The sequence below is a fragment of the Pseudomonas monteilii genome (assembly GCA_001534745.1).
In the GTDB taxonomy this organism is placed as follows: domain Bacteria; phylum Pseudomonadota; class Gammaproteobacteria; order Pseudomonadales; family Pseudomonadaceae; genus Aquipseudomonas; species Aquipseudomonas alabamensis.
Window position 1 is genome coordinate 2,276,175 of sequence record CP013997.1, and the last position, 23,202, is coordinate 2,299,376.

Consider the following 23,202-nt stretch of genomic DNA (forward strand, 5'->3'; position numbering starts at 1 on the left):
ACTTCCGGCATGGGCTGAAATCACATTATTCCCTTACTGATCATGCTGACGCAGCGCGCCAGGCCGGGGTTGCCCCCGGTCTGGCGTGCGACGCCGTCCTTGTGTCAAACCACGTGTATGCCGTTCTGTACCCAGAGTTGGTGAGTCGGATCCTCCTGTGGCGTGTATTGAGTGTAGGTCAGACCTTCGGCAACCTGTAGGCCATCTGCTTTCCAATCGCCGGACAAGTGCACGCTGTCCTTGTCGTTGCCCTTGATCAGCAGGGTGCCGGCGTCGCTGTCGGTGATCGAGACCAGGTCGGCCAGGCTGACGGTGAGGTCCACGGCGCTGGTGTCGTTCAGGTCGATCACCTCGATGTGACTGAGGCGGTCCTGCAGTTCGCCCAGGTCGATCGCCGCGTCGCCACCGGCCCAGAGCAGGGTATCGGTGCCAGCGCCGCCATCGACCGAAACGAAGTCCAGGTCGCTGATGATCAAGGTGTCGTCACCGTCGCCACCGCTGAGCGTGATGGCTCCACCCTGGCTGCCATCGAGCGTGTCGTTGCCGTCGGTCCCCAGCAGCGTGTGTTCATCCGACGCCGCCAGCGCGTGGAACGCGGTGTCGTCGTCGACGCTGGCCAGGGCCATGCGCGCAGAGCCCGCACCGGCCTGGTTCAGCCCGACCGTCAGGGTGGCGGTGTCGCTGGTGCCGTTGGGGTGCGTCAGGCGGTAGGTGAAGGTGTCCGTCTGGCCGATCACCGTCGAGCTGAGCCCGGCGTTCAAGGTGTAGGCATAACTGCCATCGGCCTTGACCAGCAAGGTGCCGTAGGTTCCGGCGATGCTGGTGCCGTTGTAGCCTGGCTGCACGTAGGTGTTGGCGGCTGCCAGCACCGACAGCGTGGTGAAGGCCGAACCGAGCACGTCGGCGCCGCCACCGGCGGTGTCGGTGAGCAGGTTGCCGGTCACCGGCGTGTAGCTGCCGACCACGAACTGGTTGGTGTAGGTGGCCACGTTGGTGAGGCTGACGTTGAGGCTGGTCAGCACCGCCAGGCCCCCGACGCTGACGTTGACCCGGTAGGTGCCCGGGGTCTGGTCTTCGATGATCACGCCCCGACTGCCGCCGCCCAAGGTGACCAGGGCCGCGCCGTTCCAGCTCTTGACCAGCACGTACTGCCCGGTCGCCGTGTTGAGCTTGGACAGGCTCAGGTTGAGCGAGGCAGACAGCGAGGCCAGGCTGGTGGACGACAAGGTCAGGGTCAGGTCACTGAGGGTGTTGGGGCTGACGGTGAACCCGTACTGCCCCGAACCGCCGGTGAGCGCGACCGAGGTGACCGTCCCCAGGTTGGTCGTGGTGGTGGTCTCCAGGTTGGCCAGGCTGATGCGGGTGCTGGCCAGGTCGTTGGTGGCATCGACCACCACGGCCGGGGCCGCCAGGTTGGCGTTGTTCCAGACCTCCACCGCCTGCGGGCTGTCGATCCGCACGTAGAGCGTCGCGGTGTCGGACAGGCCGTTCGGGTGCACCAGCTGGTAGTTGAACACATCGACCTTGCCGACGCTGCTGGCCGTACCGGTGGCGCGGTAGCTGTAGTTGCCCTGGCCGTCGAGGGTCAGGGTGCCGTACAGGCCTTGCACCACCGTGCCGGTCCCGGCGTTGACGTAGGTGCTGCCGCTTTGCACGCGCAGCACCGCGCCGTTGTCCGGGCCGGTGATGTCGGCCGTGCCGTCGGTGCCCAGGTCGGTGATCACGTTGCCGGTGATCGCCGCGCCCGCCGTGCCCTGGAACTGGGTCAGGCTGGTGACGTCCAGGCGCAGGTTGGAGTCGATGTTGGTGATCACGCTGACGCTGTTGCTGACGAAGTTCAGGCGGTACTCGCCGGCCTGCAGGGTACCGGCGCTGATGCGCACGCCGGTGCCGCTGAGCAGTTGCAGGTCGAGCAGGCCGCCGCTGCCGGTGGTACCGATGGTCTGCCAGACCCCACTGGCATCCTTGACCTGCAGGTTGTAAGTCGCCTGGGTGCTCAGGTCGAGCACGCCAGCGTTGGTCAGGGTCAACGTCGGCCTCGCGGTGGTACCGGCCGCCACGGTGAAGTTGAAGGTATGGGTGAAGCCCACGCCGAGCAGCGTGGGGAAGGTCTCGTTCTGGTTGCTCACCGACGTCACCGGCGCCAGGGTCACCGTGGCCGTGGTCAGGTTGTCGCTGGCCACCACCGGGCGGTCGGCGTCGATGTCCGGCGCCACCAGGGTCGCCGCTGGCGACGCATTGCCACGCCCGTCGGTGACCACTACGGTCAGGGTCTCACCGTTGATCTGCGCGGCGCGCAGGCCGACGCTGAAGCTGCCGTTGGCTTGCGCCACCGCCGTGCCCAGCACCGTGCCGCCCAGCCCACGCACGCTGACCGTGGCGCCGACCTCGGCGGCCCCGGACAAGGTCAGGCCGTCGGTGCTCAACTGCAATCCACTGGCGGCTACCGGTGGCGTCGTGTCCGGCGCGTTGATGACCAGGGCAGGCGACACGTTGCCGGCCGCGTCCAGCTGGGTCAGCGTCAGGGCCTGGAAGTTGGTCAGCGGCGGGTTCAGTGCCAGTGACCAGCTGCCATTGGCGGCCACCACGGCCGTGCCCAGCTCGGCGGCGCCGTTCTTGACCACGATGCGATCACCGGCAATACCGGTGCCGCTGACCAGGGTGCCCACGGCGTTGACCGTGGCGCTGGCCGGAGCCACCGGTGGGGTGGTGTCCGGCGCGGTGATCACGGCCGGGGCCGAGACGTTCTGCGCGGCATCGGTCAGGCGCACGTTGAGCAGCTGCCCATCGAGTTGCGGCGTCGACAGGGTGACGCTGAACTGGCCCGTGGCACCCACCGTCGCGGTACCCAGGGTCTGGCCAGCGGCATTGGTCACCGTCACCTGGGCGCCGACCTCGCCGGTCCCGCTCAGGGTGACGCCGTTACCGGTAATGGCCAGGTTGCCTGCCAAAGCCGGTGGCGTGGTGTCACCGGCCGTGGTGGTGACCGTTGGCGACAGGTTGCCCGCCGCGTCGGCCTGCCGCACCGTCAGCACTTGGCCGTTGGTCTGCGGGCTGGCCAGCAGGACGCTGAAGTTGCCGTCGGCGCCGACCCGCGCGCTGCCCAGCGCCACACCGGCCGCCGTGCTGACCGAGACGATCGCACCCGCTTCGCCGGTACCGGTCAGTTGCAGGCCGTTGCCGACCAGCGCCAGGTTGCCCGGCGCTACCGGCGGCGTGGTGTCCGCCGCGACCAGAGTCGCCACGCCAGAGACGTTGGTGGCCGCATCGGTGAGGGTCACGCCCAGGGACTGACCATTGGTCTGGGGTGGCGTCAAGGTGATGGCGAAGGTGCCGTCGGCGGCGACCGTGCCCAGGCCCAGCAAGGTGGTGCCACTGGTGACGCGCACCACTGCACCGGCCTCGCCGGTCCCGGTCAGGCGGGTGCCGGCCGCGTTGAGCGCCAGGTTGGTGGCCAGCACGGGCGCGGTGGTGTCGGCGGCGGTGAGCTGCACGACGGGCGAACGGTTGGCACCGCCGTCGACCTGCACGGCGCTCAGCACCTGGCCGTTGGTTTGCGCACTGCTCAAGGTCACGCTGAACAGACCGTTGGCGCCGACCACCGCGCGGCCCAGTTCCACACCGGCCGCGTTGGTGATGATGGCCGTGGCACCGGCTTCGCCGCTGCCGTTGACGATCGTGCCCGCGCCGTTGAGCGACACGTTGGCCAAGGCCACCGGCGGCGTGGTGTCGGCGGCGATGACGATGGCCGGCAAGGAAGGCCCGACCAGCGCGATGTTGGCGGTCACCGTCAGGCTCTGGCCGTTGGTCTGCGGCGCGCTCAACTGCACGCTGAACGTGCCGTTGTCGGCCACCGTGGTGGAGCCGAGCAGGGTGGTGCGATCGGCCCCGAACACGTCGATCCGCACGTTGGGCGTCGCACGGCCGGTCAGCGTGGTGCCGGCCAGGTCCAGGACCAGGTTGGTCGGCGTTTCCGGCGGCAGAATCAGCGGCACGGTGATGGTCGCCACGGACGAAGGATTGTTCGACGCATCCACCTGCGTCACGTTGAGCACCTGCAGGAACGACGCCGCAGGCGACAAGGTCACCACGAAGGTCCCATCGGCACCGACCACGGCAGAGCCAAGCGCGGTACCGTTGCCAATTCGCACCGTCACCGTGGCCCCGGCTTCGCCGCGACCGAACAGCTGGTTGAAGCCTGCGTTGAGCGACAGGTCGGTCACCGGCAGCGGTGGCGTGACGTCCGGCGAGGTGATCACCAGAGGCGTGGAGACGTTGTTGGCGGCGTCACGGACCGTGATGGTCAAGGGCGCGCCGGTCTCCTGCGGCGTGGTGTAGACCACGGCGAAGCTGCCGTTGGCCTCGACCACGGCAGTGCCGACCACCGTGCCACTGGCCGTGGTCACGGTGACGCGAGCACCGGCCTCGGCCGTACCGATGAGGAAGCCGACCTCGCTCGTCTCGATCACTGGCACGCCCGGTGGCGTGACATCACGGGCGGTCAAGCTCGCCGACGGCGACACGTTGCCGGCCGCGTCGACCTGCACGAGCGACAACGCCTGGCCGTTGAGCTGCGGGCTGGCCAGGGTGACCGCGAAGGTCCCGTCGCCACCTACCGTGGCCGTACCCAGTACGCCGCCGACCCCGTTCACCCGGACCGTGGCGCCGGCTTCGCCGGTGCCGGACAGCACCAGGCCGTTGACGCTCAGCGTCAGGTCGGCGACGGCGATCGGCGCGGTGGTGTCAGGTGCCTGCAAGGCCACCGTTGGCGAGCTGTTGCCAGCCGCATCGACCTGGCGCACGGTCAAGGTCTGACCGTTGGCCTGAACGCTGGACAAGGTGACGCTGAAACGTCCGTCGGCCCCGACCTGGGCCACGCCCAGCACGGTCTGGTCGGCGGCCGTGACCTGCACCCGCGCACCGGCTTCGCCGACACCCGTCACGGCCAGTCCGGAGGCCGCCAGGGCGAGGTTGGTCGGCACCGCAGGCGGTGTGGTGTCCGGCGCCGTCAGGCTGACCGCCGTGGCGGTGTTGCCCGCCGCATCGGCCTGCACCACGCTCAACAGCTGACCGTTGACCTGCGCCGGGCTGAGGGTGACGACGAAGTTGCCGCTGGCATCGACCGTCGCGGTGCCCAGGCGGGTGGCGCCGCGGAAGACCTCCACGGTGGCGCCTGCCTCACCGAGGCCCGACAGCTGAGTACCGGCCAGGTTGATGGCCAGGCCGGTCACCGCGTTTGGCGCGGTGATGTCAGGCACGGTCAGGTTGCTGACCGGCGAGAGGTTGCCCGCCGGATCGATGACCACCACCGCGAGCGCTTCGCCGTTGACCAGGGCCGGGGTGAGGGTGACGCTGAAGGTGCCGTTGGCACCCACCGTCACCGTGTCGATGACCTCGCCACCGACCCGGCTGACACGTACCTGCGCACCGGCCTCGGCGCTGCCGGTGAGGGCCGTGCCGTTGCTGGCGACCGCCAGGTTGGTGGCGGCGGCCGGCGGCGTCAGGTCCGGGGCAGTGAGGGCGGTGATCGGGCTCAGGTTGCCCTGGCCGTCGGCCTGCTGCACGTTCAGGGCCTGCAGGTTGATCTGCGGCGTGTTCAGGGTGATGGCGAAGCTGCCATCGGCCTGCACGGTACCACTGCCCAGCACGGTGCCGGTGGCGCCGCGCACGGTGACCTGGGCGCCCGCTTCACCGGTACCGGTGACCACGCTGCCGGCGGCGTTGATGGCCACGTTCTGCAGGGCCAGCGGTGCGGTGATGTCCGGCGCCACCAGGTTCGACGTCGGCGAGACGTTGCCGCTGGCATCGGCCTGCACCAGGGTGACGGCCTCGCCATTGGCCTGCGGCGTCGTGAGGACCAGGGTGAAGGCGCCGGTCGCGCCGACCACCACGGTGCCCAGGCTGTCGCCTGCGGCATTGCGTGCCGTGACCACGGCCCCGGCTTCGCCACGCCCGGTGATGCTGGTGCCGGTGCCGTTGAACGCCAGGTTGCTCAGCGCCAGCGGTGCAGTGGTGTCGATGGCCGTGGCGTCGGTGATCGGCGACACGTTGCCCGCGGCATCGGTGAGGGTCACGTCCAGGGCCTGGCCGTTGATCTGCGGCGGGGTCAGGGTGACGGCGAAGGTGCCGTCGACCCGCACCACGCCCGTGCCCAGCACCAGGCCGGCGGCGTTGGTGACCGTCACCCTGCTGCCCGCTTCGCCCACACCGGTGATCAGCGTGCCGGTCTGGTCGATCGCCACGTCGGTCGCCGCCAGCGGCGCCTGACGGTCGGCGGCGAGCAGGGTGACGGCAGCCGATTCGTTACCGGCGCCATCGGTCTGGGTCAGGCTCAGGGTCTGCCCGTTGAGTTGCGCCGTGTCGAGGGTGACGCTGAAGCGCCCGTCGGCTCCGACCACGGCCGTGCCCAGGTCCAGGCCATTGGCATCGCTGACGATGACGCGGGCACCGGTTTCGCCACGCCCGGTCACGGTCAGGCCGTCGAGCGACAGTTGGTAGTCGGTCAAGGCGGCCGGTGGTGTGAGGTCGGCGGCGATCAGCTGATTGGGGCCCGAATTGATGCCATCGGCGTTGCTGGCGTTGACGGTGAGGACCTCGCCATTGAGCTGGGCGGCGGTCAGGTTCACCCGGAAGCTGCCATCCGGATTGACCTGGGCCACGCCGAGCAACTGGCCGTCGAGCGCATGCACGGCGATGCTCGAACCCGGCGTGCCGGTACCGGTCACCACCAGGCCATTGGCGCTCAGGGCCAGATCGCTCGGGGTGTCCGGTGCCAGTTCGCCCGGCGCGGTGATCACCACGGGGCCGGAGACGTTACCGGCCGCGTCGCTCTGCGCCACGCTGAGGACCGTACCGGGCTGCACCGGCGGTATCAGCGGAATGTTGAAGGTGCCGTTGGCGGTGACGGTGGCGCTGCCCGAAGGCACGCCCGAGGCACTGCGCACGGTGATCAGCGCGCCGGGCTCGCCCAGGCCGCTGAGGGTGCTGCCATCCACCGACACCGACAGGTCCATCGGAATGCCCGGTGCGGTGAGGTCGACGGCCGTCAGGAGGGTCGATGGCGAGACGTTGCCGGCGGCATCGCGCGCCGTCACGCTCAGGACCTGGCCATCGAGCTGTGCCTGCTCCAGGGTGAGCTGGAACCGGCCCGTGGCATTGACCACGGTGCGCCCCAGCACGCGGCCGTCGAACGCGCTGACGGTGACGGTGCTGCCGGCTTCGGCGCTGCCGCTGAACTGCAGGCCGTTGACGCTGAGGGCCAGCTCGCTGGGCGCGGCGGGCGGGGTCAGGTCTGGCGCGATCAGGTCGATGGCCGGTCCTTCGTTGCCGGGTGGATCCTCCTGGTTGATGGTCAACGGCTCGGCGTTGATCTGCGCCGGGTTCAGGGTGACGCTGAACGAGCCGTTGGCATTGACCAACGCCGAGCCCAGCTCGGTGCCGTCCAGGCCGCGCACGAACACCGTCGCGCCCGGTTCGCCCTTGCCGGTGACGATCTGCCCGTCGCCGTTGATGACGACGTTGGTCAGGGCGGCCGGCGCGCTGATGTCCGGTGCATTGACCAGGGCATCGACGGAGACGTTGCCGGCCGCATCGACCTGGACCACCTCGACCGTCTGGCCATTGGCCGGTGCTGGTTCAAGGCGGACCGAGAAGTCGCCACTGGCGGCGACGGTGGCGGTGCCGAGCAAGGTGCCGCTGGCATCGCGCACTTCGACCCGCGCCCCGACTTCACCGCGACCGACCAGCACGCTGCCGTCGCCGCTGACCGAGAGGTCGGTGACCGCCGCCGGTGGCGTGCGGTCAGGCGTGAGCAAGGCCGTGGCCGGTGAGGTGTTGTCGGCGGCATCGGTCAGCTCGACGCGCAAGGTCGCGCCGGTCAGCTGCGGTGCCGGCAGGGTCACGCGGAAGGCACCGCTGGCATCGACCACGCCATCAGCCAGCACGGTGCCGTCGGCACTGCGCACCTGGACACTCGCGCCGGCCTCGCCACGGCCGCTGACCACGGTGCCTGCGGCGTTGAGCACGACATCGGTCGGAGCGGCCGGGGGCTGGATGTCCGGCGCGTTCAGGGAGGTACCGGCCGAGACATTGCCGGCGGCGTCGGTCAGCGTCAGCGTCAAGGCCTGGCCGTTGGCCTGGGCCGGCGTCAGGGTGACGGTGAAGACCCCCGCCGGGCTGACCGTGGCCGTGCCGAGCAGCGTGCCGTTGGCATCGGTGACGCGCACCGAAGCGCCGGCTTCGCCACGCCCGCTGATCGCGCTGCCATCGGCGGCCACCACGGTGGTGACCGGTGCCTCGGGCGCGGTGGTGTCGGCCGCGACCAGCGAGGTCGAGACCGAGGTCTGATCGCCGAGGGTGACGCTGGCGTTGAGGGTCTGACCGTTGGTCTGCGCAGGCGACAGGGTGACGCTGAAGGTGCCGTCGGCCGCGACCGCCGCCGAGGTGCCCAGCACCACGCCGCCCAGCCCGAGGACGGTCACCGAGCCGCCGGCCGTCGCGCTGCCGGTAAGGGTCAGGCCATCGGCGGACAGCTGCAGGTTCGTCGGCGGTGCCAGCTCCGTGCCCAGCGGGCCGTCGAGCGCGACGGCCGTGGCCTCGTTGCCAGCCTCGTCACGGGCGACGACCGACAGGGCATCGCCGGTGATTGCCGGTGGATCGAGGGTGATCACGAAGACACCCGCGTCATCGACCGTGGCGGTGCCCAGTGTCGCGCCGCCACGGGTGACGGTGACCAGGCTGCCCGGGTCGCCGTTACCGGAGACCGTCACGCCGTCGGCGCTGATCTGCACGGCGCTGACAGGTGCCGGTGGCGTGGTGTCGTCGGCCACCAGGTCCACGGGCAGGGAGGTGCGGTCGCCGTCGATGGCCACGACTTGCAGCGTCTCGCCGTCCAGTTGCGGGGCGTTCAAGGTGATGTCGAAGGTGCCGTCATTGGCGACGACGTCGCGGCCGAGCAGGGTGCCATCGGCACTGCGCACCTCGACCGTGGCGCCGGCTGCCGCGTTGCCGCTGAGCACGGTGCCGGTGGCATCCAGGAGCAGGGCCGACGGTTGTGCCAGCAGAACGACCGGGGCATCGACCTCGGCCGAAGACGAGACGTTGTCGGCGGCGTCGGTCTGCACCACGGTCAGGGTCTGGCCGCTGACCTGGGCCGTGTCCAGGGCGATGCTGAAGCTGCCGTCGGCGGCGACGGTGGCACTGCCCAGGGCGGCACCATTGGCGCCGGTCACGGTGACCCGCGCGCCGACTTCGCCGGTACCGGTCAAGGTCGCGCCATTGCTGGACACGGCCAGGTTCTGCACCGGTTCCGGTGGGGTGATGTCGCGTGCCTGCAACGGCACGCTGGGCGAGACGTTGTCGCTGGCATCGACCTGGGCCACGCTCAGGGCCTGGCCATTGAGCTGCGCGGTGTCCAGGGTCAGCGCGAAGCGGCCGTCGGCCTCCACCGTACCGGTGCCGATGATCGCGCCACTGGTGTCGCGCACCTGGACCGTGGCGCCGGGTTCGCCGGCACCGGTCAGGCTCAGGCCATCGTCGGCCAGCACCAGGTCGGTGACGGCGTCGGGGGCCTGGATGTCCGGGGCGTTGACGTTGACTTCAGGCGACACGTTGCCGGCGGCGTCGGTCTGGGTGAGGGTCAGTGCCTGGCCATTGGCCTGAACCGGCGTCAGGGTGATCTGGAAGCGGCCATTGTCGCCGACCTGGCCGGTGCCCACGCGCTGGCCTTCGGCGAAGACCTCGACACGGGCACCGACTTCGCCCGTCCCCGAGGCGATCGAGCCGTCTGCGGAGATGGAAACGTCCACCAGCGCCGCGGGCGGCGTGGTGTCGGCCGCCACGGCCAGGACCGGTTCGGAGCGGTTGCCGGCGGGATCGATCTGCACCACTTGCAGCGGCTGGCCAGCCGCCGGTGCGGCGGTCAGCGGCACCACGAAGCTGCCGTCGGCGGTCACGGTGGTGCTGCCGACCACGGCGCCGCTGTCATCACGGACCACCACCTGGGCGCCTGGCTCACCGCGACCGCTGAGCTGGTCGCCGGACGCCTCGACCACGAGGTCGGTGACCGCTGCAGGTATCGTCGTGTCCGGCGCGACCAAGTTGACCGGGTCGCTGCTCTGGCCGGCTGGCGAGGTGCCGATTACCGACAGCGACTCGCCATTGGTCTGCGCGGTGTTCAGCGGCACCGTGAAGACGCCGTCGGTACCGACCGTGGCGCTGCCGAGCACCGCACCGTCGGCATCGCGAACGGTGATGGTCGAGCCGGCCTGGCCGATGCCACTCAGTTGTGTGCCGCTGGCGTCGAGGGTCACGCCGCCTGGCAGCAGGGGGTTGAGCACATCGGGGGCGTTGACCACCGCAGGCGCTGAGGCATTGCCGCTGGCGTCGGTGAGCGTCACCTCCAGGCGTTCGCCCTGGTTCTGCGCCACGGGCAGGGTGATCGAGAAGGTGCCCGTCGGTCCGACGTCGCCGGTAGCGATGATGGCGCCATCGGCCCCGCGCACGGTGACCGAGGCGCCTGCTTCACCTTGACCGGACAGCACCAGGCCGTTGGGGTTGACCGCCAGGGTGTCGGCAGGCGCAGGAGGGGTGCTGTCGGTGGCCGTGATCGCCGTTGGCAGCGATTCACCGGCAGGGTTCAGCACGACGACGTTGAGGGCCTGGCCGTTGGTCTGTGCCGTGGCGATCGGCACGTTGAAGGTGCCATCGTCGTCGACCACGGCGCTGCCGAGCACGTTGCCGTCGGCATCACGGACTTCCACAGTACTGCCGGGGGCACCGGTGCCGGTGACGGTCGTGCCCTGGGCATCGATGGTCACGCCCGTGGCCGGGGTCGGCGCATCGATGCCTGGCGCTTCGGCCGAGGCTTCATCGGACGCCAGGCCCGAGGCATCGACCTGCACCACCGTCACGGCCTGGCCTTCGGCCAGTGGGGGTGCCAGATCGACCCGGAAGCCGCCCGTGTCATCCACGGTACTGGTGCCCAGGACCGTACCGGCCTGATCGCGGACGGTCACCGCGGCCCCGACCTGGCCCTTGCCGGCCAGGCTGGCGCCATCGGGGCTAATCACCAGGGCGGTGACCGCGGCCGGTGGCGTGAGGTCTGGTGCGGCGAGCGTTTCGCCAGGGGCGACGTTGCCCCGAGCATCGACGGCCGTGACGTCGAGGGCCTGGCCATCGGTCTGGCCGGGCGAAAGGCTGACCACGAAGGTGCCGTCCACCGCGGTCACCGCCGAGCCGAGCAGGCGCCCACCGAAGCTGCGCACGAAGATGCGCAGACCGGGCGTGGCGCGGCCGGTGAGGAAGGCGCCGTCCGCAGACACCGCCAGGTCGGCCGGTGCCTGCGGCTGGATCAGGTTGGGGGCCAGCAACGCGGTGGCGGTCGAGACGTTGCCCGACAGGTCGGTCAAGGTGACGCTCAAGGGTTGGCCGATGTCCTGGGCGGGTGTCAGCACCACGGCGAACGCCCCATCGCTGCCCACGACGCTGGTGCCGAGCAGCACGCCCGCCCCATTGGTGACGGTGACCAAGGTGCCGACTTCGCCGCTGCCAGTGATCAGGTTGCCGTTGGCGTTGATCGCCACGTTCGCGGCCGCATCTGGCGCGACGGTGTCAGTCGGCGTGCCCGGAGCGGTGACCGCTGCCGGCGTCGACGCGTTGCCAGCGGTGTCGGTAGCGATCACCGACACGCTCTGGCCGGGGTTCAGGGCCGGCGACAGGACCAGGGTGAAGCTGCCATCGGCGGCGGCGACCGCCGTGCCTAGCACGCTGTTGCCCAGCCCGCGCACCTGGACGGTGGCACCGGCCTCGGCCGTGCCGGTAAGACGGGTGCCGTCGTCGTTGAAGACCAGGTCGGTCGGCGCAGCCGGTGGCGTCACGTCGGAGCTGGTGAACGGCACCGACGGCGAGGTGCCGTCAGCCGTGGCCTGGGTCACGCTGAGGACTTCGCCGTCCAGCTGTGGCGAGGCCAGGTCGACGCTGAAGGTCCCGTCGCCGGCCACCGTGGCGGTGCCCAGCACGCTGCCATCGGCAGCGCGCACGGTGACCGTGGCGCCGGCGACACCGGTCCCGCTCAGGGCGGTGCCGGCCAGGTTCAGTTGCAGGGCGTCAGGTGCTGCTGGCGCGTCGGCACCGGCCGGTGCGCTGGCCGCGCCGGGTGCCGACGTGTTGCCGGCCGTATCGGTCAAGGTGACCGACAGGGTCTGGCCGTCCTGTTGCGCGGTACCCAGGGGCACCTCGAAGCGTCCATCGGCAGCCACCACGGCCGTGCCGAGCACGGTGCCGTCGGCATCGCGCACGGTGACCGTGGCGCCGATCTCGCCAGTGCCGGTGAGGCTCAGGCCATCGCCGGTCACTTGCAGGTCGGTCGGCAGGCCCGGCGCGGAGCTGTCGGCGGCGACCACGGCGGTGGAGGGCGAAGCATTGCCGCCCGCGTCGGTCAGCACCACGTTGAGGGTTTCGCCATCGCGCTGGGCGCTGCCCAGCTCGACACTGAAGCGGCCATCGGTCCCGACCGTGGCGCTGCCCAGCAAGGTGCCGTCGGTCCCCCGTACGCTGACGGTGGTCCCGGCTGCACCGGTACCGCTCAAGGTCAGCCCATCCTCGCTCAGCTGCAAGGCGGCCGGCGCGGCAGGTGCCTGGGTGCCGTCCGGCGCCTGGGCGGTGATGCGCGGCGACACGTTGCCGGCAGGGTCGGTCAAGGTGACCGAGAGGGTCTGGCCATCGGTCTGTGGCGTGCCCAGCGGCACGCTAAAGCTGCCGTCGGCGGCGATCACGGCGGTGCCCAGCAGCACGCCGCCCGGGCCGCGCACCGTCACGGTGGCACCGGCTTCGCCAGTACCGGACAGCGTGACGCCATCGGCGCTGACCTGCACGGCGGTGGCAGCCACCGGTGCGGTGACGTCATTGGCCTGCACGGTGGTGGACGGCGAAACGTTGCCCGCGCCGTCATCCTGTACCACGGTCAGGGTCTGGCCATCGAGCTGGGCCTGGGTCAGCGGCACGGTGAAGCTGCCGTCGGCGGCCACCACGGTGCTGCCGAGCAGGTTGCCGTCGGCGTCGCGCACGGTGACCGTGGCACCTGCCTGACCGGTGCCATTGAGGGTGCTGCCATTGGCACCCAGGAACAGGCCGGTTGGCGCCTCGGGGGCGTCCGGGCTGGATGGCGCGGTCGCGGTGCCGGCGCCCGACAGGTTGCCGGCCGGGTCGGTCTGCTCGACCGACAAGGTCTGACCGGCCTGCTGCGCGGCGTTCAGTTCGACCGTGAAGCGGCCTTGGGCATCGACCAGGGCCGTGCCCAGCGTGCTGCCGTCGGCGGCGCGCACGGTGACCTGGGCGCCAGGTTCGCCGGCGCCGGTCAGGACCAGGCCGGTGGTGTCGATGGCCAGGTCGGTGGGCGCTGCCGGGGCGGTGACGTCCGGGGCGGTGAGGTCGGCCGACGGCGAGGCGTTGCCTGCGGCATTGGTCAGCACGGCGGTGAGGCGCTCACCGTTGAGCTGGGCGCTGCCGAGGTTGACCACGAAGGAGCCGTCGGCGGCCACGGCGGCGCTGCCGAGGGTCGCCCCGGTGGGGCCGCGGACCGTGACCAGGGTGCCGGGCGTACCGGTCCCGGTCAGGGTCAGGCCGTTGTCGCTCAGTTGCAGCCCGACTGGCGCGGGCGGAGCGCCTGCACCGGACGGCGCCGTGGCTTGCACGCTGCCCGAGAGGTTGCCGGCGGCGTCGGCCTGTTGCACCGACAGGCTCTGACCACCGGTCTGCGTCGTGGCCAGCGGCACGCTGAAGGTACCGTCGGCGCCGACCACGGCAGTGCCGAGCACGGCCCCGTTCGGGCCACGCACGGTGACGGTGGCACCGACCTCGCCGGTGCCGTTCAAGGTGGTGCCGTCGCTGCTCACCTGCAGGTTGGTCGGCGCCACGGGGGCGGTGATGTCGGCGACGATGAGTTCGATCGACGGCGAGGTGTTGCCCTGGGCATCGGCCTGGGCGACGGTCAGGGTCTGGCCGTCAAGTTGCGGCGCGCTCAGGGGCACGCTGAAGGTGCCATCGGCACGTACCACGGCGGTGCCCAGCACGCTGCCATCGGCGGCGCGCACGGTGACGGTGGCGCCGATTTCGCCGGTCCCGGACAGGGTCAGACCGTTGGCGCTCAGCTGCAGGCCACCCGGGGCTTCCGGTGCGTCGGGGCCGATCGGCGCTGTGGTCGACGCGGCCAGCGACACGTTGCCGGCACGGTCGGTCAGGGTCACGTCGAGCGTCTGGCCCTCCACCTGGGCGGCATTGAGGGTGACGACGAAGGTGCCGTCATCGGCCACCACCGCGGTGCCCAGCAGAGCCCCGGTCACGCTGCGCACGGTCACCGTGGCGCCCGCTTCGCCGGTGCCGCTCAGGCTCAGGCCATCGCTGCCCACTTGCAGGCCCGTCGGTGCCACGGGGGCGCTGACGTCCGGAACGGCCAGGGCATTGGAGGGGGAGCTGTTGCCCGCGACATCGGTCTGCACCACGGTCAGGGTCTGGCCGTCGAGCTGAGCGTTGCCCAGGGGCACGCTGAAGGTGCCATTGGCCGCGACCACGGCGGTGCCGAGCAGGCCGCCGTCCGCACCGCGCACGGTCACGGTCGCGCCGGCTTCACCGGTGCCGCGCAAGGTCAGGCCGTCGGCGCTGATCTGCAGGTTGCCGGGTGCAGCCGGCGCTTGGCCATCGACAGGGGCCTGGGGCGCATAGGCCGTTGCGGCCGGCGACAGATTGCCCGCGGCATCGGCCTGCTCGACGGCAAGGGCCTGACCGGCCCGTTGCGCTGCACTCAGTGTCACGCTGAAGGTGCCGTCGGCACCGACCTGTGCGCTGCCCAGCACGGCACCGTCGGGCCCGCGCACGGTGACGGTGGCACCGGCCTCACCACGACCGGTCAGGGTCAGGCCATCGGTGCCCACCTGCAGCGCGGTCGGTGCGACGGGGGCGGTGACGTCGGCGCTGGTCAGCGGCGTCGTCGTGGACAGGTTGCCGGCACGGTCGAGCTGCTCGACCTGAAGGGTCTGGCCGTTGAGCTGCGGGCTGTCCAAAGTGATCCGGAAGCTGCCGTCGGCGGCCACCTGTGCGCTGCCCAGGGAGCGGCCCTCGGCGTCGCGCACGGTGACCGTGGCGCCAGGTTCGCCGGTCCCGGTCAGCGTCAGGCCATCGGCGCCGAGCGCCAGGCCGGTGGGTGCGCCCGGTGCGGTGACGTCAGGCGCGGTCAGGGAGATCGAGGCCGAGGTCTGCCCATCGGCGGTCTGGGTGACACGCAGTTCTTCGCCGTCAAGCTGGGCGCTGCCCAGTGTCAGGCTGAAGGCGCCATTGGCACCGACCACCGCGGTGCCGAGTACGGCGCCATTGGCATCCCGGACCGTGACGGTGGCACCGGCCTCGCCGGTCCCGGTCAAGGTCAGGCCATCTTCGCTCAGTTGCAGGCCGGCAGGCGCGGCCGGGGCATCGGCCCCTGTCGGCGCGGTGGCCGAGACGACCGGGGAGAGGTTGCCGGCCGTGTCGGTCTGCGACACGCTCAGCACCTGGCCGGCCAACTGGGCGGCGCCGAGGCTGACGCTGAAGGTGCCGTCCGCCGCGACCACGGCGCTGCCCAGCAGGCTGCCGTCGGCGCTGCGCACCTCGATGCGCGCGCCGGGCTCGCCGGTACCGGTCAGGCTCAGGCCGTCGGCGGCCACTTGCAGGTTGCTCGGCGCCAAGGGCGCGGTGGTGTCGGCGGCGCTCAGGTTGCTGACCGCCGAGGTGTTGCCGGCGGCGTCGGTCTGCTCCAGGGTGAGGCGTTGGCCGGCGCGTTGCGGCACGTCCAGGGTGACGTCGAAGACACCGTTGGCCGCGACCACGGCAGTGCCCAGGACGGTGCCATCGGCGGCCCGCACCGTGACCGTGGCGCCGGGTTCGCCGCGTCCGCTGACCACACGGCCTTCGGCATTCAAGACGGCGTCGGTTGGTGCAGACGGCGCAGTAACATCAGGTGCGTCGAGCACCACGTTGGGCGAGGCATTGCCGGCCGCATCGGCCTGGCTCAGCGACAGGGCCTGGCCATCGAGTTGCGGTGTGCTCAGCGTCAGGCGGAAGGTGCCATCGTCGGCGACCCGGGCGCTACCGAGCAGACGACCATCGGCAGCACGTGCGGTGACGGTGGCACCGGCCTCACCGGTGCCGGTGACGGTACGGCCATCGGTGCTCAGTTGCAGGTCAGCGAGCGCGGCAGGCGCGGTCACGTCGGCCGCGATCAGGGCCGTGGACGGTGAGGTACCGCCGGCCGTGGCCTGGCGTACGTCGAGGGTTTCACCATTGAGCTGCGCCGTGTCCAAGGTGACGCTGAACGTCCCGTCGGTGCCGACGAGGGCAGTGCCCAAGACACGGCCGTCGGTCGTGCGCACGGTCACCGTGGCACCGGCTTCACCGCTGCCGGTCAGGATCAGGCCGTTGCTGCTCAGGGCCAGGGCCGTGGGCGCATCGGGAGCATCCGCACCTTGCGGGGCGAAGGCCGACGCACTGGGCGAGACGTTGCCGGCCGCATCGATCTGCTCGACGCTCAGCGGCTGGCCTTGCTGCTGTGCGGTATCGAGGGCGACGGTAAAGGTGCCGTCGGCCGCGACCGTGGCGCTGCCGAGCAGGGTGCCGTCGGCCGCGCGCACGTTCACCGTGGCGCCGGCTTCACCACGACCGCTCAGGCTCAGGCCGTCGCTGGCCACGCTCAGTTGGGTCGGCGCGGTCGGTGCGGTCAGGTCGGCGACGATCAGCGGCGTGACCGGCGACAGGTTGCCGGCTGCATCGGTCTGCTGGACGGTCAAATTCTGGCCATCCAGCTGTGGGCGCGTGAGCGTCAGGCTGAAGGTGCCGTCGGCACCGACCAGGCCGGTGCCGAGCACGGTGCCTTGGGCATCACGCACGTTGACGGTCGCGCCCGGCTCGCCGGTACCGGTGAGGGTCACGCCATCGGCTGCCAGCTGCAGGGCGGCCGGCGCAACGGGCGCGGTGACGTCCGGCGCCGCCAGCGACGTGGCGGGCGAAGCGTTGCCCGCAGCATCGGCCTGCACCACGGACAAGGCCTGGCCATTCTGCTGGGCGCTGCCAAGCGGCACGCTGAAGGTGCCATCGGCGGCGACGGTGGCGATGCCCAGGACCGCACCCGTGGCATCACGGACGGTCACCCGTGCGCCGGGTTCGCCCAGGCCGGTGAGGGTACGGCCGTCGTCCGCCAGTTGCAGGCCGGTCACGGCCTGCGGTGCGGTGACATCGGCCGCGACCAACGCCGTGGACGGCGAACTGGCGCCAGCGGGGTTGGTCTGCACCACGCTCAGCGTCTCGCCGTTGAGCTGGGCGCTGCCCAGGGTCACGCTGAAGCGGCCATCGGCACCGACCACGGCGCGGCCCAGGATCTGCTCATCGGCACCCCGGACAGTGATGGTGTCGCCCGGCTCCCCCGTGCCGGACAGGGTCAGACCATCGGCGCTGAGCGCCAGGCCGGCAGGGGCTTCGGGGGCATCGGCCCCAACCGGCGCAAGGGCCGAGGCCGTTGGCGAGACGTTGCCGGCCACATCGGCCTGCTCGGCAGTCAGTGTCTGGCCTTCCAGTTGTGCGCTGCCCAGCGTGACGGTGAAGGCGCCGTTGGCGCCCACCACGGCGGTGCCCAGGATGGCGCCTGTGGCGTCGCGGACGGTGACGGTCGCCCCAGGTTCGCCCAGGCCACTCAGGCTCAGGCCATCGGCAGACACCTGCAACGCAGTCGGCGCGGCCGGCGCGGTGACGTCGGCCACGACCAGCTCGCTGGCCGGGGAGGCATTGCCCGCGGCGTCGGCCTGGGTGACCGACAAGGTGGTCGCGTCCAGCTGGGCGCTGCCCAGAATGACGCTGAAGGTACCATCGGTGGCGACCGTTCCGGTGCCCAGGACGTTGCCATTGGCGCCACGGACGGTCACGGTGGCGCCGGGTTCGCCGGTGCCGGTCACGGTCAGGCCATCGGCAGTCAAGGTCAGGCCTGCCGGTGCCTCCGGCGCGGTCACGTCGGCGGCGGTGTAGGAGGCCGATGGCGAGGTGGCGCCATCGGCGTTGGCCTGCACGGCGGTCAGGGTTTCACCGTTGAGCTGCGCGCTGGACAGGGTCACGGCGAAGGTGCCGTCGGCGCCCACGGTGGCCGTGCCCAGCACGGTACCGTCGGCGGCACGTACGGTCACGGTGTTGCCGGCCTCGCCGGTGCCGGACAAGGTCAGGCCATCGGCACTCAGGGTCAGCCCTGCAGGCGCGTCGGGCGCATCGGCACCGATGGGCGCAAGGGCGGTGGTGGTCGGCGAGACGTTGCCGGCGGCGTCGGTCTGGTCGAGGGTCAATGACTGACCGTCGAGCTGCGCGGCTGCGAGGTCCACGGTGAAGGTACCGTCGGCCGCCACCACGGCGGTGCCCAGCACGGCGCCATTGCCATCCCGGACCGTGACGGTGGCGCCCGGCTCACCGGTGCCGCTGACGCTCAGGCCGTCGCCTGCGACCACGACATTGCCCGGCGCCGAGGGCGCGGTCACGTCCGCGACCGGCAGCTCGACGCTGGCCGAGGCATTGCCGGCGCGATCGGTCTGCTCGACGGACAGGGTCTGGCCGCCCAGTTGCGGGCTGCTCAGCGTTGCACTAAAGGTGCCGTCCGCCGCGACCACGGCGGTGCCGAGCACGCTGCCCGAGGCATCGCGCACCGTGACGGTAGCGCCCGGTTCGCCGGTGCCGGTCAGCGTCACGCCGTCGGCTGCGAGCAGCAGGTCACTCGGGGGCTGGGGCGCGGTCACGTCGGCCGCGGTGTAGGACGCCGACGGCGAGGTGGCGCCCGTGGCATCGGCCTGGACGGCCGTGAGGGTTTCGCCATTGAGCTGTGCGGCGCTCAAGGTGACGGCGAAGGTGCCGTCGGCACCGACCGTCGCGGTGCCCAGGACGTCGCCATTGGCGCCACGGACGGTGACCGTAGCCCCCGGCTGGCCGACACCGGAGAGGGTCAGGCCATCGGCGCTCAGCGCCAGGTTCGTCGGGGCGTCAGGCGCATCGGCGCCGACCGGTGCGAACGCTGACACGACGGGAGAGACGTTGCCGGCCGCGTCGGTCTGTTGGAGGCTCAGTTGCTGACCGTCGAGCTGGGCCGCGCCCAGGTCCACGGTGAAGGTGCCATCGGCGGCCACCACGGCGGTGCCCAGGACGGCACCCGTGGCATCACGCACGGTCACGGTAGCGCCTGGCTCACCGATGCCGCTCACGCTCAGGCCATCGTTCGACACGGATACGCTGGTCAGCGCTGACGGTGCGGTCACGTCCGCGGCCTGCACCTCGACGGTTGCGGAGGCATTGCCGGCGCGATCGACCTGGTCCACGGACAGGGTCTGGCCGTTCAGTTGCGCACTGCTCAGCGTCACGCTGAAGGTGCCGTCGGCGCCCACGATGGCGCTGCCGAGCAGCGTGCCTGAGGCGTCGCGGACGTTGACCGTAGCGCCTGGTTCGCCGGTGCCGGTGAGGGTCACGCCATCGGCCGCCAGTTGCACGTCGCCTGGCGATTGCGGCGCGGTCACGTCGGCGGCGGTGTAGGAGGCCGATGGCGAGGTGGCGCCATTGGCATCGGCCTGGACGGCCGTCAGGGTTTCGCCGTTGAGCTGCGCGGTGCTTAGCGTGACGGCGAAAGTGCCGTCGGCACCGACCACTGCAGAGCCCAGCACGCTGCCGTCGGCACCGCGGACGGTGACCGTGGCGCCCGGTTGACCGACACCGGACAGCGTTAGGCCGTCGGCGCTCAAGGCAAGGTCGGTCGGGGCATCAGGGGCATCGGCACCGATGGGCGCGAAGGCTGCGGTAGTCGGCGACACGTTGCCGGCGGTATCGGTCTGCTCGACGCTCAGCGGCTGGCCTTCGAGTTGCGCGGTGCCCAGGTCGACGGTGAAGGTGCCGTCGGCCGCGACGACCGTCGTGCCCAGGACGGCGCCATTGGCGTCACGGACGGTGACGGTGGCGCCCGGCTCGCCAGTCCCGCTCAGGCTCAGGCCATCGCCTGCCACCGAAACGTTGGCAGGGGCAGCAGGCGCGGTCACGTCGGCGGCCACCACTTCGCTCGACACCGACGTGTTGCCAGCACGGTCGGTCTGCTCTACCGACAAGGTCTGCCCGTTCAGCTGGGCGCTGTTGAGAGTAAGGGTGAAAGTGCCATCGGCATTCACCACGGTGCTGCCGAGCAGGCTGCCCGAGGCATCGCGAACGTTGACGGTAGCCCCGGGCTCGCCGGTACCGGTCAGCGTCACGCCATCGGCCGCCAGCTGCAGGTCGTCGAGCGCATCCGGCGCGGTCACGTCGGCAGCGGTGTAGGACGCAGAGGGGGAGGTCGCACCGGCGGCGTTGGCCTGCACGGCCGAAAGGGTTTCGCCATTGAGCTGGGCCGTGGCCAGGGTGACGGCGAAGGTGCCGTCGGCCCCGACCACGGCGGTGCCCAGGACCGAACCGTCGGCGCCGCGCACCGTGACGATGTTGCCCGGCTCGCCGACGCCGCTCAGGGTCAGGCCGTCGGCGCTGAGGGCCAGGTTCGTGGGGGCGTCAGGGGCGTCGGCACCGATGGGCGCCGAGGCCGAGACCACGGGCGACACGTTGCCGGCGGCATCGGTCTGTTCGACGCTCAGCTGCTGGCCGTCGAGTTGGGCCGTGCCCAATGCCACGGTGAAGGTGCCGTCGGCCGCAACCACGGCCGTGCCCAGGATGACGCCATTGGCATCGCGCACGGTGACGGTGGCGCCTGGCTCACCACGGCCGCTCAGGCTCAGGCCATCGTTGGCCACCTGCACGTCGGTCGGGGCGTCAGGGGCGGTGACATCGGCGGCGGTGTAGGCCGTGGCGGTGGAGGTGAGGCCGGCTGCATTGGTCTGCACGGCAGAGAGGGTTTCGCCGTTGAGCTGGGCGGTCGCCAGGGTGAGGGTGAAGGTGCCGTCGGCACCCACCACGGCGGTACCCAACACGCTGCCGTCGGCCGCCCGGACCGTGACCGTGTTGCCAGGCTGGCCGGTCCCGCTCAGGGTCAGGCCATCGGCGCTCAGGGCCAAGTCGGCGGGTGCAGGTGGCGCGTCCACGCCGGTCGGTGCGGTCGCCACGGCGCCGGCGGAGGTGTTGCCGGCCGCATCGGTCTGGGTGACGGTCAAGGCCTGGCCGTCGAGCTGGGCGCTGCCGAGGGTGACCGTGAAGCTGCCATTGGCCGCGACGATGGCGGTGCCCAGCACACTGCCGTCAGGGCCACGTACGGTGACCGTGGCCCCCGGCTCGCCAGTACCAGTCAGCGTCAGGCCATCATCGCCGACTTGCAGGCCGGTGGGCGCGGCAGGCGCTGTGACGTCGGCGGCGACGAAGGTGGCGGCGGGCGAGGTGAGGCCTTCGGGATTGGCCTGGACCACGCTCAGGGTTTCGCCGTTGAGCTGCGCACTGCCCAGGGACACGCTGAAGGTGCCGTCAGCCGCCACCACTGCGGTGCCCAGCACGGCGCCATTGGCGCTGCGGACGGTCACCGTGTCGCCGGGTTCGCCCCGGCCGGTGAGGGTCAGCCCGTCGGCGCTCAGCGCCAGGGCTGTCGGTGCAGGAGGCGCATCCACACCCGTTGGGGCAAGGGCCGAGGCGGTCGGCGAGACGTTGCCAGCGGCATCCGTCTGCTCGACGCTCAAGGTCTGGCCATTGGTCTGGGCAGCGCCCAGGGGCACGCTGAAGGTGCCATCGGCACCGACCACGGCCGTGCCGAGCACAGCGCCGTTGGGACCGCGCACGGTGACCGTGGCGCCTGGCTCGCCGGTACCACTGAGCGACAGACCATCGGCGCTGACGGCCAGGTTGGCCGGCGCGGCGGGTGGGGTCACGTCGGCGGCGGTCAGCGATGCGTCGGCGGAGACATTGCCCGCCGCGTCGGTCTGATCGACCGTCAAGGTCTGGCCATTGAGCTGCGGTGCGCTCAGGCCGATGCTGAACGTCCCGTCGGCGGCCACCACGGCCGTGCCCAGCACGCTGCCATCGGCGCCCCGTACGGTGACGGTGGCGCCCGGCTCGCCGGTCCCGGTGAGGGTCAGGCCGTCGGTGCTCAGTTGCAGGTTGGCGGGGGCGGCAGGCGCCTGGGTGTCGGGCGCGGTGATGACGACAGGGTCGGAGGTAGCGCCCGTCGGGTCGGTTTGGTCGACCACCACTGTCTGGCCGTTGTTCTGCGGCGTGTCGAGCGGCACGGTGAAGTTGCCATCGGCGCCGACCACTGTGCTGCCCAGCAAGGTGCCGTCCGGGCCACGCACGTTCACGGTCGCGCCCGGGATGCCGGTCCCGGTTAGTGACAGGCCATCCGCCGACAACCCCAGATTGGCTGGTGCCGTCGGGGTCACGGGCGTCGGCGTACCGCCACCACCACCACCACCACCACCGCCGCCCCCACCACCAGCGGCGGCGGCTGCGCCCCCGGCGCCGAGCAGGCCAAGGCCGGCGAAAGCGAAGGTCTGGTTGGCGGAAATCACGTCGTTGCTCGCCAGCAACTCATCGAGCGAGTCGACTTCGTTGAAGGTGAAGCCGTCGAAGGGCTCGGTGCTGTATTGGGCCTGCCACATGACACCGTCGTCGCCGGTGAACACGATATCGCTCTGGTTGCCTTCGGCATCGGCGGTGAAGAAGTTGCCGATGTGGATGCGCTCACCCGACTTCAGGTTGATCGTGAGGTCCTGCCCACTGCGACTGACCGACGCGACCTGGGACGGCGAGACGGGCATCTGCACCACGCCGGGGCCGCTGAGTTGAACGGAATTGCCCTGCAGGTTGCTGATCTGTGATGTGGCTTTATCGGCGACGACGATGTTTTCCATGACAACTCCTGTTCCATTCCTCGAGTACCGCTGAGGTCAGGCCAGGCGACTCTTCCAGCACGGTCGGCAAAAGGTGTCGTGTCTTTACCGAAAGAAGAGCGCCGTGCACGTCCCTGACGTCAGCAAGCGATCTGTGGCCCTATGGCTGAAAAGGGGTATAGCTCGGCGGTTATCGCCGGATGGGGTGTCAAAAACTCGACCGGGGGTCAAAAAGCGCACCAGGATGGTGCATTGGATCCCATAACCTACTGTAAACATTGCGTTACACCGGTGTGGTGCAAGCAGTACACCGTTCGTCGGAGGAGCGCTTCTGTCGAAAAATTGGCACGTTCATGTCTATTCGATGCAGTAGCAGGCA

General features: G+C 70.9%; 1 protein-coding gene. It reads right to left on the reverse strand.

All coding sequences use genetic code 11. The features are described 5' to 3' along the window. Positions 1-104: 104 nt before the first annotated feature. A complete protein-coding gene (locus APT63_09815) occupies positions 105-22,844 on the reverse strand; it encodes a hypothetical protein (GenBank protein ID AMA45900.1) in 22,740 nt (7,579 codons plus the stop codon). Positions 22,845-23,202 lie beyond the last annotated feature (358 nt).